Annotated in this window: 12 protein-coding genes; 6 read left to right on the forward strand and 6 right to left on the reverse strand. The window is 62.1% G+C overall.

The window, feature by feature from the left end; translation table 11 throughout:
• Positions 1-80 precede the first annotated feature (80 nt).
• The 6 genes from prpD to P2T68_RS27815 all read right to left on the reverse strand — a co-directional run bounded on the left by prpD (position 81) and on the right by P2T68_RS27815 (position 8593).
• On the reverse strand, positions 81-1565 hold the full coding sequence (gene prpD, locus P2T68_RS27790; RefSeq protein ID WP_024076887.1) for a 2-methylcitrate dehydratase: 1485 nt from the start codon (positions 1563-1565) through the stop codon (positions 81-83).
• A 269-nt stretch (positions 1566-1834) separates the two neighbouring features.
• Positions 1835-3025 (reverse strand): 2-methylaconitate cis-trans isomerase PrpF, encoded by a 1191-nt coding sequence (gene prpF, locus P2T68_RS27795; RefSeq protein WP_102625421.1) that lies wholly within the window; start codon positions 3023-3025, stop codon positions 1835-1837.
• 11 nt (positions 3026-3036) lie between these two features.
• Positions 3037-5631, reverse strand: coding sequence for a Fe/S-dependent 2-methylisocitrate dehydratase AcnD (gene acnD / locus P2T68_RS27800; protein ID WP_102625420.1), 2595 nt, complete (start codon positions 5629-5631; stop codon positions 3037-3039).
• A gap of 169 nt (positions 5632-5800) precedes the next feature.
• Positions 5801-6928 carry a 2-methylcitrate synthase gene (gene prpC / locus P2T68_RS27805; RefSeq protein ID WP_024076890.1) on the reverse strand — a complete coding sequence of 376 codons (1128 nt, stop codon included), beginning with the start codon at positions 6926-6928 and terminating at the stop codon, positions 5801-5803.
• Between the two features lie 52 nt (positions 6929-6980).
• Positions 6981-7874, reverse strand: coding sequence for a methylisocitrate lyase (gene prpB / locus P2T68_RS27810; protein ID WP_024076891.1), 894 nt, complete (start codon positions 7872-7874; stop codon positions 6981-6983).
• Positions 7871-8593 (reverse strand): GntR family transcriptional regulator, encoded by a 723-nt coding sequence (locus tag P2T68_RS27815; protein ID WP_024076892.1) that lies wholly within the window; start codon positions 8591-8593, stop codon positions 7871-7873. The genes prpB and P2T68_RS27815 overlap by 4 nt, the downstream gene beginning before the upstream one ends.
• 272 nt (positions 8594-8865) lie before the next feature.
• On the opposite strand from P2T68_RS27815, the gene P2T68_RS27820 reads away from it, so the two are divergent.
• From P2T68_RS27820 to P2T68_RS27845, 6 genes are all read left to right on the forward strand, one after another.
• Entirely contained in the window at positions 8866-9411 is a 546-nt protein-coding gene (locus P2T68_RS27820) for an ATP-dependent zinc protease (protein WP_024076893.1), read from the forward strand.
• 5 nt (positions 9412-9416) lie between these two features.
• Complete coding sequence (locus P2T68_RS27825; RefSeq protein ID WP_024076894.1) at positions 9417-10949, forward strand: inactive transglutaminase family protein; 1533 nt, start codon at positions 9417-9419, stop codon at positions 10947-10949.
• A complete protein-coding gene (locus P2T68_RS27830; RefSeq protein ID WP_024076895.1) occupies positions 10949-11935 on the forward strand; it encodes an alpha-L-glutamate ligase-like protein in 987 nt (328 codons plus the stop codon). Before P2T68_RS27825 ends, P2T68_RS27830 begins: the two co-directional genes overlap by 1 nt.
• A 100-nt stretch (positions 11936-12035) precedes the next feature.
• Entirely contained in the window at positions 12036-13379 is a 1344-nt protein-coding gene (gene pabB / locus P2T68_RS27835; protein WP_024076896.1) for an aminodeoxychorismate synthase component I, read from the forward strand.
• A gap of 229 nt (positions 13380-13608) precedes the next feature.
• Entirely contained in the window at positions 13609-13911 is a 303-nt protein-coding gene (locus P2T68_RS27840) for a type II toxin-antitoxin system HigB family toxin (RefSeq protein WP_024076897.1), read from the forward strand.
• Positions 13911-14267, forward strand: a complete 357-nt coding sequence (locus tag P2T68_RS27845) for a transcriptional regulator (protein ID WP_069077441.1) — start codon at positions 13911-13913, stop codon at positions 14265-14267. The genes P2T68_RS27840 and P2T68_RS27845 overlap by 1 nt, the downstream gene beginning before the upstream one ends.
• The last annotated feature ends 42 nt before the right edge of the window (positions 14268-14309 follow it).

Consider the following 14309-nt stretch of genomic DNA (forward strand, 5'->3'; position numbering starts at 1 on the left):
CGAATCGTCGCACCGCCCCTCCCACATTTGATCTCCTGTGTTAGTGGGATCTCCTGTGTGACTGGGATCTCCTGTGTTTTTTAGATCACAAACAGGTCCACGAACCGATTGACCGGCGTCGCTTCAAGCAGCGCCTGGTCTTTGCACAATGCAAAAATCTCCGCGCTGCGCTGCGCGGTAAACCGCGTGGCCAGGTTGGCCTTGAACTTGTCTTCCAGCAACGGAATGCCGTCTGCGCGGCGACGGCGATGGCCAATCGGGTACTCCACCGCCACCTGCTCGGTGTGGGTGCCATCCGTGAAGAACACCTGCACCGCATTGGCAATGGAGCGCTTGTCGGCCTCCAGGTATTCGCGGCTGTAGCGCGGGTCTTCGACGATGACCATTTTGTCGCGCAGTTCGTCGATGATCGGGTGGGCTGCGTGGAACTCATCTTCGTACTGCTCGGCCACCAGGTTGCCGAACGCCAGGGGCACCGCGGTCATGTATTGCAGGCAATGGTCGCGGTCGGCGGCGTTGGCCAGTGGGCCCACCTTGGAGATGATGCGAATCGCCGACTCATGGGTGGTGATCACGATGCGCTCGATCTGATGCAGGCGATCCTTGACCTGCGGGTGCAAGGTCACCGCCGCTTCGCAGGCGGTTTGCGCATGGAACTCGGCAGGGAAGCTGATCTTGAACAGCACGTTTTCCATCACATAAGTGCCGTAGGGCTGCGACAGGCTGAAGACGCGCTTGTCTTCGGGCTTGAGCGCCAGGTCCTTGTTGGTGTGGCTGAACAACACGTCGTAGAACCCCCACTGCGGCGCGCTCAGCACCCCGGGAATGCCCATCTCACCGCGCATGGCGATGTCGGCCAGGCGTACACCACGACTCGACGCATCTCCCGCCGCCCAGGATTTACGCGAACCGGCGTTGGGCGCATGGCGGTAAGTGCGCAAGGCCTGGCCGTCGACGAAGGCGTGGGACAGCGCTGCCAGCAGTTGTTCACGGTTGGCCCCCATCAGCTTGGCGGTGACCGCCGTGGAGGCGACTTTCACCAGCAGCACATGGTCGAGGCCGACGCGGTTGAAGGAGTTTTCCAAGGCAATCACGCCCTGGATTTCGTGGGCCATGATCATTGCGTCCAGCACCGCGCGCAGGGTCAGCGGTGCCTCACCATTGGCCACGCGCTTTTGCGAAAGATGATCGGCCACGGCGAGGATGCCGCCGAGGTTATCCGAGGGGTGCCCCCATTCGGCGGCGAGCCAGGTGTCGTTGTAGTCGAGCCAGCGCACGAGGCAACCGATGTCCCAGGCGGCCTTGACCGGATCCAGGCGGAACGACGTGCCCGGTACCCGCGCGCCGAACGGCACCACCGTGCCTTCGACGATGGGCCCCAGGTGCTTGGTGCACTCCGGGAAACGCAAGGCCAGCAGACCGCAGCCGAGGGTGTCCATCAGGCAATTGCGCGCGGTGTCCAGGGCGGCCGGGGAGTCGATGCGGTAGTTGAGGACGTAGTCGGCAATGTCCTGCAAAACCTGGTCGTAATCGGGGCGGTTGTTCTGGTCGACGTTGGTGCTCATGGCAGTACTCCGAAAATGGGTTGGGGTCAGTCCTCGGGCTTAAGGTTATTGAAAGCAGGTCTTGGATGCCTGCCTTTTGGAATAGAGATCCTCTGTGGGAAGGGCTTACCCTAATGCCAGTTCACATCGCCTCTTGTAGGAGCGAGCTTGCTCGCGAAAAACGTCAACGATAACGCGTGCTTCCTGAATGAACGCGGCGCCTGTGAGTTTTTCGCGAGCAAGCTCGCTCCTACAAAAAGCCTCCTCCCACATTGGATCTGTGCAGGGTTTTAGAAGGCGTCGCCGGGTACGCGGACGAAACCTTCCATCAACACCCGCGCACTGCGGCTCATGATGGCTTTCTTCACCACCCACTCACCGTCCACCTGGGTGGCTTCAGCCCCCACGCGCAACGTGCCGGACGGATGCCCGAAGCGCACGGCATTACGCTCGATGCCGCCCGCGGCGAGGTTGACCAAGGTCCCGGAAATCGCCGCAGCCGTGCCAATCGCCACCGCTGCGGTGCCCATCATGGCGTGGTGCAGCTTGCCCATGGACAGGGCGCGCACCAACAGGTCCACATCGCCGGCCTTGATCGCCTTGCCGCTGGACGCCACGTAATCGGCAGGCTTAGCCACAAACGCCACCTTCGGCGTGTGCTGGCGCTGGGCGGCTTCGTCCAGGTGCTTGATCAGGCCCATGCGCAACGCGCCGTAGGCGCGCACCGTCTCGAACATCGCCAGGGCCTTGGGGTCGCTGTTGATCGCGCCCTGCAGCTCGGTGCCGGTGTAGCCAAGGTCTTCGGCGTTGATGAAAATCGTCGGGATGCCCGCGTTGATCAGCGTCGCCTTGAAGGTGCCGACACCCGGTACCTCCAGTTCGTCGACCAGGTTGCCGGTGGGAAACATCGAACCGCCACCGCCCTCTTCTTCCGCCGCCGGGTCCATGAACTCCAGCTGCACTTCGGCGGCCGGGAAGGTCACGCCATCGAGCTCGAAATCACCGGTCTCCTGCACCGCGCCGTCGGTGATCGGCACATGGGCAATGATGGTCTTGCCGATATTGGCCTGCCACACCCGCACCACGGCAATGCCGTTGTGCGGTATGCGCGCCGGGTCGACCAGCCCGGCGCTGATAGCGAACGAGCCCACCGCCGCCGACAGGTTGCCGCAGTTGCCGCTCCAGTCGACAAAGGGCTTGTCGATGGAGACCTGGCCAAACAGGTAGTCCACGTCGTGATCGGCACGGGTGCTCTTGGCGAGAATCACGGTCTTGCTGGTGCTCGACGTGGCACCGCCCATGCCATCGATCTGCTTGTCATAGGGGTCGGGGCTGCCGATCACCCGCAACAGCAAGGCATCGCGGGCGGCACCCGGCACCTGCGCCGATTCGGGCAGGTCCTGGAGCCTGAAAAACACGCCCTTGCTGGTACCGCCACGCATATAGGTGGCGGGGATCTTGATTTGCGCTACGTGTGCCATGGTTATCCTCTTCAGACGGTCGCCGCCGATTCCAGGAAGTCTTGGGCAAAACGTTGCAACACGCCGCCCGCCTCGTAGATCGACACTTCTTCGGCGGTGTCCAGGCGGCAGGTCACCGGCACTTCGACACGTTCGCCATTCTTGCGATTGATCACCAGGGTCAACTGCGCGCGCGGGGTGCGCTCGCCGACCACGTCATAGGTTTCGCTGCCGTCGATGTGCAGGGTGTGGCGGTCGGTGCCCGGCAGGAACTCCAGCGGCAACACGCCCATGCCCACCAGGTTGGTGCGGTGGATGCGCTCGAAGCCTTCAGCGGCAATCGCTTCCACGCCAGCCAGGCGTACGCCCTTGGCCGCCCAGTCGCGGGACGAGCCCTGGCCGTAGTCGGCGCCGGCAATGATGATCAGTGGCTGCTTGCGCTCCATGTAGGTTTCGATGGCTTCCCACATGCGCGTGACCTTGCCTTCCGGCTCGATGCGCGCCAGGGAACCCTGTTTGACCTTGCCGTTCTCGACGACCATCTCGTTGAACAGTTTCGGGTTGGCAAACGTGGCGCGCTGCGCGGTCAGGTGGTCGCCACGGTGGGTCGCGTAGGAGTTGAAGTCGACCTCCGGCAGGCCCATTTTCGCCAGGTATTCGCCCGCGGCGCTGTCGAGCATGATCGCGTTGGACGGCGACAGGTGGTCCGTGGTGATGTTGTCCGGCAGCACGGCCAGCGGGCGCATGCCCTTGAGTGGCCGCGCCCCGGCCAGTGCGCCTTCCCAGTACGGCGGACGGCGGATATAGGTGCTTTGCGGGCGCCAGTCATACAGCGGCGCGACTTTCGGGCCGGTGTCTTCGTGGATCGCGAACATCGGGATGTACACCGCGCGGAACTGCTCCGGCTTGACCGAGGCCTTGACCACTGCGTCGATCTCTTCGTCAGTCGGCCAGATGTCCTGCAGGCGGATTTCCTTGCCATTGGCATCGAGGCCCAGCACGTCCTTCTCGATATCGAAACGGATGGTGCCGGCAATCGCATAGGCCACCACCAGCGGCGGCGAAGCCAGGAACGCTTGCTTGGCGTACGGGTGGATACGCCCGTCGAAGTTGCGGTTGCCCGAGAGCACGGCGGTGGCGTACAGGTCGCGGTCGATGATTTCCTGCTGGATCACCGGGTCCAGTGCGCCAGACATGCCGTTGCAGGTGGTGCAGGCAAAGGCCACCACGCCGAAACCGAGTTTTTCCAGCTCATGGCCCAGGCCCGCTTCTTCGAGGTACATGGCCACGGTCTTCGAACCCGGTGCCAGGGACGACTTGACCCACGGCTTGCGTTTCAGCCCCAGCTTGTTGGCGTTGCGTGCCAGGAGGCCGGCGGCGATCACGTTGCGCGGGTTGCTGGTGTTGGTGCAGCTGGTAATGGCAGCGATGATCACCGCGCCGTCAGGCATTTGCCCCGGAACTTCATCCCACTGGCCGGAGATGCCCTTGGCGGCCAGGTCACGCGTGGCGACACGGGCGTGGGGGTTGCTCGGGCCGGCCATGTTGCGCACGACGCTGGACAGGTCGAAGGTCAGGCCGCGCTCGTATTTCGCGCTCTTGAGGTCGTCCGCCCACAGGCCGGTATGACGCGCGTACTGCTCGACCAGGGTGACCTGTTCGTCTTCGCGGCCGGTGAGTTTCAGGTAGGCGATGGTCTGCTGGTCGATGTAGAACATCGCCGCTGTCGCACCGTATTCCGGGGCCATGTTGGAGATGGTCGCGCGGTCGCCCAACGTCAGTTTCGATGCGCCTTCGCCGAAGAACTCCAACCAGGCACCGACCACTTTCTGTTGGCGCAGGAACTCGGTCAGCGCCAGCACCATGTCGGTGGCGGTGATGCCGGGTTGCAGCTTGCCCGTCAGCTCCACGCCGACGCTTTCCGGCAGGCGCATCCACGAGGCGCGGCCAAGCATGACGCTTTCGGCTTCGAGGCCGCCGACGCCGATGGCGATCACGCCCAGCGCATCCACATGCGGGGTGTGACTGTCGGTACCGACACAGGTATCCGGGAAGGCCACACCGTCACGCACCTGGATCACCGGGGACATTTTCTCCAGGTTGATCTGGTGCATGATGCCGTTGCCCGGCGGGATCACGTCGACGTTCTTGAAGGCTTTTTTGGTCCACTCGATAAAGTGGAAACGGTCTTCGTTGCGACGGTCTTCGATGGCGCGGTTTTTCTCGAACGCGTCCGGGTCGAAACCACCGGCTTCAACGGCCAGGGAGTGGTCGACGATCAGTTGCGTCGGCACCACCGGGTTGACCTGGGCCGGGTCGCCGCCTTGCAGGGCGATGGCATCGCGCAGGCCAGCGAGGTCGACCAGGGCGGTCTGGCCGAGGATGTCGTGGCATACCACGCGTGCCGGGAACCATGGGAAGTCGAGGTCGCGCTTGCGCTCGATCAGTTGGCTCAGGGACGCGTTGAGGGTGGCAGGGTCGCAGCGGCGCACCAGGTTTTCCGCGAGCACGCGTGAGGTGTAGGGCAAGGTGGCGTAGGCGCCTGGGCGGATGGCATCGACCGCCGCGCGGGCGTCGAAATAATCCAGGCGGCTGCCGGGGAGCGGTTTGCGGAATTCAGTGTTCATCGTCAGGACTCGGTCACGGTATAGGTTGCTGCGGGAACCTGCCTCCTGTAGGAGCGAGCTTGCTCGCGAAGGTCGTCAACGATAATGCGGGCATACTGAATGATCGCGATGCCTTGACGTTTTTCGCGAGCAAGCTCGCTCCTACAGAGAGCAGGATTACACCTGCAATTCAGCGACGTTCGATTGGCACGAACTTGCGCTGTTCAACGCCGATGTACTCGGCGCTTGGACGGATGATGCGGTTGTTGGCGCGCTGTTCGAACACGTGGGCGGCCCAGCCGGTCAGGCGCGAGCACACGAAGATCGGCGTGAACAGCTTGGTCGGGATGCCCATGAAGTGGTACGCCGAGGCATGGTAGAAGTCGGCGTTGGGGAACAGTTTCTTTTGTTCCCACATGGTCTTGTCGATGGCTTCGGACACCGGGAACAACACCGTGTCGCCCACTTCGTCAGCGAGCTTTTTCGACCAGCCCTTGATCACTTCATTGCGCGGGTCGCTGTCTTTGTAGATCGCGTGGCCGAAGCCCATGATCTTGTCCTTGCGCGCCAGCATGCCGAGGGTGCCTTCGACTGCTTCCTCTGCCGAGCCAAAACGCTCGATCATTTCCATCGCCGCTTCGTTGGCGCCGCCGTGCAGCGGGCCGCGCAGCGAGCCAATCGCAGCGGTGACGCAGGAATACAGGTCGGACAGGGTCGACGCACACACCCGCGCGGTAAAGGTCGAGGCATTGAATTCGTGTTCGGCGTAGAGGATCAGCGACACGTTCATCACCTTGACGTGCAGCTCGCTCGGTTTTTTGCCATGCAGCAGGTGCAGGAAGTGGCCGCCGATGCTGGGCTCGTCGGTCACGCAGTCGATGCGCTTGCCGTCGTGGCTGAAGCGGTACCAGTAGCACATGATCGCCGGGAAGGCGGCGAGCAGGCGGTCGGTGACGTCGCGTTGCACGCTGAAGTCTTGCTCGGGCTCGATATTGCCGAGGAACGAGCAACCGGTGCGCATCACGTCCATCGGGTGGGCGTCGGCGGGGATGCGCTCCAGGACTTCCTTGAGCGCTTGCGGCAGGTCGCGCAGCTTACTCAGCCTGGCGCTGTAGGCGGCCAGTTCGGTCTTGGTCGGCAGTTCGCCGTAGAGCAGCAGGTAGGCCACTTCTTCAAACTGCGCATCGGCCGCCAGTTCGCGCACGTCGTAGCCGCGATAGGTCAGGCCGGCACCGGCCTGCCCCACGGTGGACAACGCCGTCTGCCCGGCAACCTGGCCACGCAGGCCGGCGCCACTCAGTACTTTTGCTTCAGCCATGTCTGTTCTCCAATCTTGTATTTAATCTTGTATTTATAGAGAGGCGCGTTCGTTACTTCTTCGCGGCGAACAGCGCGTCGAGCTTCTGCTCGAAGGTGTGGTAGTCGATGCGATCGTAAAGCTCCATGCGGGTTTGCATGGTGTCGATCACGTTCTGTTGGGTGCCGTCGCGACGGATCGCGGTGTAGACGTTCTCGGCGGCCTTGTTCATGGCGCGGAAGGCCGAGAGCGGGTACAGCACGATGGAAACATCGGCAGATTTCAACTGTTCGACGGTGTACAGCGGCGTTGCGCCGAACTCGGTAATGTTAGCCAGGATCGGCGCTTTCACCCGGGACGCGAACAGCTTGTACATCTCCAGTTCAGTGATGGCTTCCGGGAACACCATGTCGGCGCCCGCCTCGATGCAGGCGGCGGCACGCTCCAGCGCCGACTCCAGGCCCTCGACCGCCAGGGCATCGGTACGCGCCATGATCACGAAGCTGTCATCGGTGCGCGCATCCACGGCGGCCTTGATGCGGTCGACCATTTCCTGCTGGGACACGATTTCTTTGTTCGGACGATGCCCGCAACGCTTGGCGCCGACCTGGTCCTCGATGTGGATGGCGGCAGCGCCGAACTTGATCATCGACTTGACGGTACGCGCCACGTTGAACGCCGAGGAGCCGAAGCCAGTGTCCACGTCCACCAGCAAGGGCAGGTCGCACACGTCGGTGATGCGGCGCACGTCGGTCAGCACGTCGTCCAGGCCGGTAATGCCCAGGTCCGGTACGCCCAGGGAGCCGGCAGCCACCCCGCCACCCGACAGGTAGATCGCCTTGAAGCCCGCGCGCTTGGCCAGCAGCGCGTGGTTGGCGTTGATTGCGCCGACCACTTGCAAGGGCTGTTCGCTGGCAACCGCGTCACGGAAACGCTGGCCTGGAGTGGTGTTGTTATTGGAACTCATGACTCACCTCGCTGAGTGGCTGTCTGGGGAGCGCCGTCGGGAAAATGACGGGCGATATTGCGTTTGGACGCACCGATATGGCGGCGCATCAACAGTTCGGCCAGTTCACCGTCGCGATCGGCAATCGCGTCAAGAATGCGGTGATGCTCGGCAAAAGCCTGGCGTGGACGATTGGGGGTGGCGGAGAACTGGATGCGGTACATGCGCACCAACTGGTACAGCTCGCCGCAGAGCATTTGGGTCAGGGTGCGGTTACCGGCACCTTGAATGATCCGGTAGTGAAAATCGAAGTCGCCTTCCTGCTGGTAGTAGCCCAGGCCGGCCTGGAACGCTTCGTCGCGTTCATGGGTGTGCAGCACCTGGCGCAGCTCTTCGATTTCCGCATCGGTCATGCGCTCGGCAGCCAGGCGGCAGGCCATGCCTTCGAGGGACTCGCGGATCTCATAGAGTTCGATCAGCTCGGCGTGGCTCAACGACACCACTCGCGCGCCCACATGGGGTACGCGCACCAGCAGGCGCTGGCCTTCCAGGCGGTGGATCGCCTCACGCAGCGGGCCGCGGCTGATGCCGTAGGTGCGCGCCAGCTCTGGCTCGGAGATCTTGCTGCCGGGGGCGATCTCGCCCTTGACGATGGCGGCCTGGATACGACGGAAGACGTTTTCCGACATCGTCTGGGATTCGTCCGAGGGCACCACCGGGGCTTCCGCTTGCTCGAGCATATTGTCGACACCTTTAAAAGCAATGTGGCAAAAACTAGCCAATCGGCCCCAGATAGTCAAAGAATAAATGCACATTGTCGACAATCGTCTAATAACCAGCCCCGCACGCGCTTGGGGCATGGCCGCCTGCCAGCGCTGGCGTCAGAAAAGCATCATGTTAGAATGCCCGCCGCTTTTGCCTGACATCACTGGATGAAACGGCGCACGAGGGAGCTTGCGCAGCAATGCCAGTCGCCTTGAATTGAACATCGCACTGCACCGCCTCAGGATCTATGAGACTCAAGCCCTTCCTTCTGATATGCCTATTGTTCGTACCGGGACTTATGCCGGGGCTAAGCGTTGCCGCCGAAAAGACCGTGTATGGCCTCAACGAATACGCCAAGCTCGCCGGTATCGACCTGGAAGTCGCGGCCAAGCTCGACACCGGCGCCAAGACCGCCTCGCTCAGCGCCCGCGATATCAAGCGTTTCAAGCGCAACGGTGAATCCTGGGTACGCTTCTACCTGGCGATCGACGCCGCCCATTCCCACCCCATCGAGCGCCCCCTGGCCCGCGTCAGCAAGATCAAGCGTCGCGCCGGTGACTACGATCCCGATGAGGACAAGAACTACACCGCCCGTCCGGTGATTGCCCTGGATATCTGCATGGGCAGCGCTTTACGCAGCATCGAAGTGAACTTGACTGACCGCAGCGCCTTCCAATACCCACTGCTGATCGGCTCCGAAGCCCTGAAACGCTTTGATGCGCTGGTCGACCCCAGTCTTAAATACGCAGCAGGCAAACCCGCCTGCGCCGCCGACGCTCATACCGCCGAGTAAACCGAATGCGCTCTCTCACCCTGCACCTGAAAATCCTCATCACCCTCTTGGTGGTGCTCGGTATTTCGGTCACCGCCTACCAGATCTTCGTGCTGGGCATTCCTGTTACCGAGGACGCCACCGACGACTTGTGGAACATCGACGCCAAGGTCGAGTTCGTCGCCAACCCGAAAGACCCGGTGAAGATCCAGATGTTCGTGCCGCCCCTGAGCCGCGACTTCGTCAGCCTCAATGAGAGTTTCATCTCGAACAACTACGGGGTGAGCGTCAACCGCATCGATGGCAACCGCAAGGTCACCTGGTCGGCACGCCGCGCCAAGGGCAACCAGACCCTGTATTACCGCCTGGTGCTGACCAAGCGCTACAGCGGCGAGAAGGTCAAGATCAAGGGCCCGACCTTCCGCGACAGCATTGCCGTGGAAGGCCCGGAGAAAATCGCCGCCGAAGCCCTGCTGGCGCCGATCCGCCAGCACTCGGCCGACGTCGAGACCTTTATTACCGAAGCGATCAAGCGCACCAACAACCTCAACGACGACAACGTCAAGCTGCTGCTGGGCGGCGACCCGTCGACGCCGCACAAGGCCAAGATCGTCGAGCTGCTGCTGTCCATCGCCCACGTACCGGTGGAAAAGGTCCACACCATCCGCCTGGTCGCCGACCAGCCGCAAACCCCGGAACTGTGGCTGCGCAGCTTCAATGGCAATGACTGGCTGTACTTCAACCCGGAGACCGGCGAACAGGGCCTGCCCGCCGACCGCCTGCTGTGGTGGACCGGCGATGAAAACCTGATCACCGTCGATGGCGGCAAGAAAGCCGTGGTCACCTTCAGCCTGAACAACAGCGAAATGAACGCGATTCGCCTGGCCAAGCTGACCGACGAAAATACCGACGCCAACTTCCTCGAATACTCGCTGTACGGCCTGCCGCTGCAAACCCAGCAAACCTTCATGATCATGGTGATGATCCCGATCGGCGTGCTGGTGATCCTGATCCTGCGCAACCTGATCGGCCTGCAGACCCTGGGCACGTTCACCCCGGTGCTGATCGCGCTGGCGTTCCGCGAGACGCAGCTGGGCTTCGGGATTGTGCTGTTCACGATTATCACGGCATTGGGCTTGTCCCTGAGGTCGTACCTGGAACACTTGAAGCTGCAAATGCTGCCCAGGTTGTCGGTGGTGCTGACCTTCGTGGTGGTGCTGATCGCCGCCATCAGCCTGTTCAGCCATAAACTGGGCCTGGAGCGCGGTTTGTCGGTGGCGCTGTTCCCGATGGTGATCCTGACCATGACCATCGAACGCCTGTCGATCACCTGGGAAGAACGCGGCGCCAGCCATGCGATGAAAGTCGCGATCGGCACGCTGTTCGCCGCCTCCCTGGCACACATCATCATGAGCGTGCCGGAGCTGATTTACTTCGTATTCACCTTCCCGGCGATCCTGTTGATCCTGGTGGGCTTCATGCTGGCCATGGGTCGCTATCGCGGCTACCGCCTGACCGAACTGGTGCGGTTCAAGGCCTTCCTCAAGGCTGATTCGTAATGTTCGGCTTCTGGAAGACCTGGAAGGCCCTGGAAGCGCGAGGGATCATGGGCATCAACCGGCGTAACGCCGACTACGTGCTCAAGTACAACAAGCGCAGCCTGTACCCGATCGTGGATGACAAGATCATCACCAAGGAACGGGCCATGGCGGCCGGCATCCATGTGCCGGAAATGTACGGAGTGATTTCCACCGAGAAGGAAATCGACAAGCTCGACGCGATCATCGGTGGGCGCAGCGACTTCGTGATCAAGCCGGCCCAGGGCGCCGGCGGCGACGGCATCCTGGTCGTCGCCGACCGTTTTGAAGGGCGCTACCGCACAGTGTCCGGCAAGATCATCAGCCATGAGGAAATCGAGCACCAGATTTCCAGCATCCTCACCGGCCTGTACTCCTTGGGTGGCCATCGTGACCGCGCGCTGATCGAGTACCGCGTGGTCCCCGACCAGATTTTCAAGAGCATCAGCTACGAAGGCGTGCCGGATATCCGCATCATCGTCTTGATGGGCTACCCGGTGATGGCCATGTTGCGCTTGCCGACGCGTCAGTCCGGCGGCAAGGCCAACCTGCACCAGGGCGCGATTGGCGTGGGTGTCGACCTCGCCACCGGCCTGACCCTGCGCGGTACCTGGCTGAACAACATCATCACCAAGCACCCCGACACCACCAACGCGGTGGACGGTGTGCAACTGCCCAACTGGGACGGCTTCATGAAGCTCGCGGCCGGCTGCTACGAGCTGTGCGGGCTGGGTTATATCGGCGTGGACATGGTGCTGGACCAGGAGAAAGGCCCGCTGATCCTCGAACTGAACGCACGGCCGGGGCTGAATATCCAGATCGCCAACGACTGCGGCCTGACCCTGCGCACCCATGCCGTGGAGGCGCGCCTGGAAGCGCTGAAAGCGGCCGGTGTGACGGAAACCCCGGAAGAGCGGGTGGCGTTCGTACAGGAAATGTTCGGGCATATTCCGCCCGTCGAAGGCTGACGCGGCCTTACATCTGTCTATCCCCGACATCCCCCCTAGGAGCAAATCCTACGGGGGACTACAATCCCCTCCCCCACGCCAACAGCTGATCCACCCCCGCATGTCGACCTGCTCCGTACACCCGCTGCCCTACCGGGCCAACCCCGCCGAGTATTTTGCGGCGATTCGCCATGCGCCAGGCGCAGTCCTGCTGGACAGCGGCAGGCCCGTGGCCGAGCGCGGGCGTTATGACCTGCTCAGCGCCTGGCCGCAAGTGACACTAACGGTATCGCCTGGTGAAAGCGGCGCAGACTTCCTGCAGCGCCTGCGGGAAAGCCTGACCCAACTGGGTGAAGCGAGCATACCCGCTGGCTTGGAACTCCCGTTTGCTGGCGGCCTGATCGGCTACTTGAGCTACGACTTCGGCCGCCACCTGGAACAGATGCCGCACCTGGCCGCAGACGATTTGCACCTGCCGGATGCGCGTTTTGGCCTGTATGCCTGGGCGCTGATCAGTGATCACCAGGCGCGGACCAGCCAGTTGGTGTTTCACCCGGCGCTGGCAGTCAGCGAGCGGCAACGCTTGATCGCGGTGTTCAGTCATGGCGTTGTCGACGGAGCAGCCACGTTCAAGCTCCTGGGCCCCATGGCCCCTGACCTGACCGCCGAGGCATATCGCCAGGCGATCGTACGCATCCAGGATTACATCCAGGCCGGTGACTGCTACCAGGTCAACTTTGCCCAACGCTTTCGCGCACCGTGCCTCGGCGATCCGTGGGCGGCCTATTGCGCCCTGCGCGAAGCCTGCCCGACGCCGTTTTCCGGGTTCCAGAGCCTGCCGGATGATGGCGCGGTGCTGAGCCTGTCGCCGGAGCGGTTCGTGCGTATCAGCCAGCGCCAGGTCGAAACCCGCCCGATAAAAGGCACGCGCCCTCGCGGCTTGACCCCCGAAGCAGACGCGGCGAATGCCGCCGAACTGCTGGCCAGCCCCAAGGACCGCGCCGAAAACCTGATGATCGTCGACCTGCTGCGCAACGACCTCGGCCGCACCTGCCGCACCGGCTCGGTGAGCGTGCCGGAGCTGTTCAGCCTGGAAAGCTACCCCAACGTGCACCATCTGGTCAGCAGCGTCATCGGTGAATTGGCCGACGACAAAGATGCCTTGGACCTGATCGCCGGCAGCTTCCCCGGTGGCTCCATCACCGGCGCACCGAAGATCCGCGCGATGCAGATCATCGACGAACTGGAGCCGACGCGGCGCGGCTTGTATTGCGGTTCGCTGGTGTACCTGGATGTGCGCGGCGAGATGGACAGCTCCATCGCCATTCGCAGCTTGCTGGTCAAGGATGGTCAGGTGTGCTGCTGGGGCGGCGGCGGGATCGTCGCGGATTCGCAGTGGCAGGCGGAGTATCAGGAGTCGCTGACCAAGGTGCGGGTGTTGTTACAAACACTGGAAAGCCTGTAGCGCGCAGTTCCTTTCTGGCTCTCAGACGCAGAGCCGGGCAGTAGAAAAAACCTGAATCAGACCCGCAGTAGACGCAGTTGAACGTCGGAGGATAGCGTCCGGCGTCAACCGTCCACCCGCCGTCTGTGAAGGATCACATGAAGCGACTGCCTACCCTTCAGGAAATATTTCCGAGATTGCATCTCCTCTCAATCGCACCTACCATCTCCCAAATTGGGAGGTTGCAGCGATGCGGATAATCGCTCTATCGACCTTACGAATATTCTGGGAAAACCAACCCGCCTATATCGATGCAAAAGCGCCGCTTATTGAATTGTATCGGCATATGGAAAAGGCAATTTACCCGACGCCACAAGCACTCAAGGCAGAGCTCAGGACCGCGAGCATTCTCAAAGGTGGCAGGGTTGTATTCAACGTGGGCGGCAACAAATATCGAGTGATCATGGCGATCGATTACCAGCGACAGCTTGGGTTCATACGGTTCGTAGGAACTCATGCGCAATACGATCAGATCAATGCGGAGACCGTATGATGAACATCAAACCGATACATTCCCGAGAGGACCTGACCGCTGCGCTTGCGCGCGTGGAGCAGATATGGGGAGCGCAACCAGGCTCGCCAGAGGGTGATGAGCTGGAAGTCCTCGCAATACTCATCGAAAAATACGAGGCGCAGCACTATCCCATCCCCCCGTCAGACCCGGTGGAAGCGATTAAATTTCGCATGGAACAGCTAGGTATGACCGCCCGGGATCTTGAGCCTTTCATCGGGACGAGCGGACGTGTATCCGAAGTGCTGAATCACAAGCGCAAGCTGAGCTTGTCGATGATCAAGCGACTGCATGAAGGCTTGAGTATTCCTTATGAGCGATTGCTTGCAGAGGGCTGACAGGAACATAGGCAGTGGCTTTACCCGTCCCATCAGCCCGGC

Source organism: Pseudomonas sp. G11 (genome assembly GCF_029457515.1).
GTDB lineage: Bacteria > Pseudomonadota > Gammaproteobacteria > Pseudomonadales > Pseudomonadaceae > Aquipseudomonas > Aquipseudomonas gorinensis.

Excerpts from the sequence above, each read along its gene's own strand:
- prpD (WP_024076887.1), bottom strand. The coding sequence starts at position 1,565 with ATGAGCACCAACGTCGACCAGAACAACCGCCCCGATTACGACCAGGTT.
- prpF (WP_102625421.1), bottom strand. The coding sequence starts at position 3,025 with ATGGCACACGTAGCGCAAATCAAGATCCCCGCCACCTATATGCGTGGC.
- acnD (WP_102625420.1), bottom strand. The coding sequence starts at position 5,631 with ATGAACACTGAATTCCGCAAACCGCTCCCCGGCAGCCGCCTGGATTAT.
- prpC (WP_024076890.1), bottom strand. The coding sequence starts at position 6,928 with ATGGCTGAAGCAAAAGTACTGAGTGGCGCCGGCCTGCGTGGCCAGGTT.
- prpB (WP_024076891.1), bottom strand. The coding sequence starts at position 7,874 with ATGAGTTCCAATAACAACACCACTCCAGGCCAGCGTTTCCGTGACGCG.
- P2T68_RS27815 (WP_024076892.1), bottom strand. The coding sequence starts at position 8,593 with ATGCTCGAGCAAGCGGAAGCCCCGGTGGTGCCCTCGGACGAATCCCAG.
- P2T68_RS27820 (WP_024076893.1), top strand. The coding sequence starts at position 8,866 with ATGAGACTCAAGCCCTTCCTTCTGATATGCCTATTGTTCGTACCGGGA.
- P2T68_RS27825 (WP_024076894.1), top strand. The coding sequence starts at position 9,417 with ATGCGCTCTCTCACCCTGCACCTGAAAATCCTCATCACCCTCTTGGTG.
- P2T68_RS27830 (WP_024076895.1), top strand. The coding sequence starts at position 10,949 with ATGTTCGGCTTCTGGAAGACCTGGAAGGCCCTGGAAGCGCGAGGGATC.
- pabB (WP_024076896.1), top strand. The coding sequence starts at position 12,036 with ATGTCGACCTGCTCCGTACACCCGCTGCCCTACCGGGCCAACCCCGCC.
- P2T68_RS27840 (WP_024076897.1), top strand. The coding sequence starts at position 13,609 with ATGCGGATAATCGCTCTATCGACCTTACGAATATTCTGGGAAAACCAA.
- P2T68_RS27845 (WP_069077441.1), top strand. The coding sequence starts at position 13,911 with ATGAACATCAAACCGATACATTCCCGAGAGGACCTGACCGCTGCGCTT.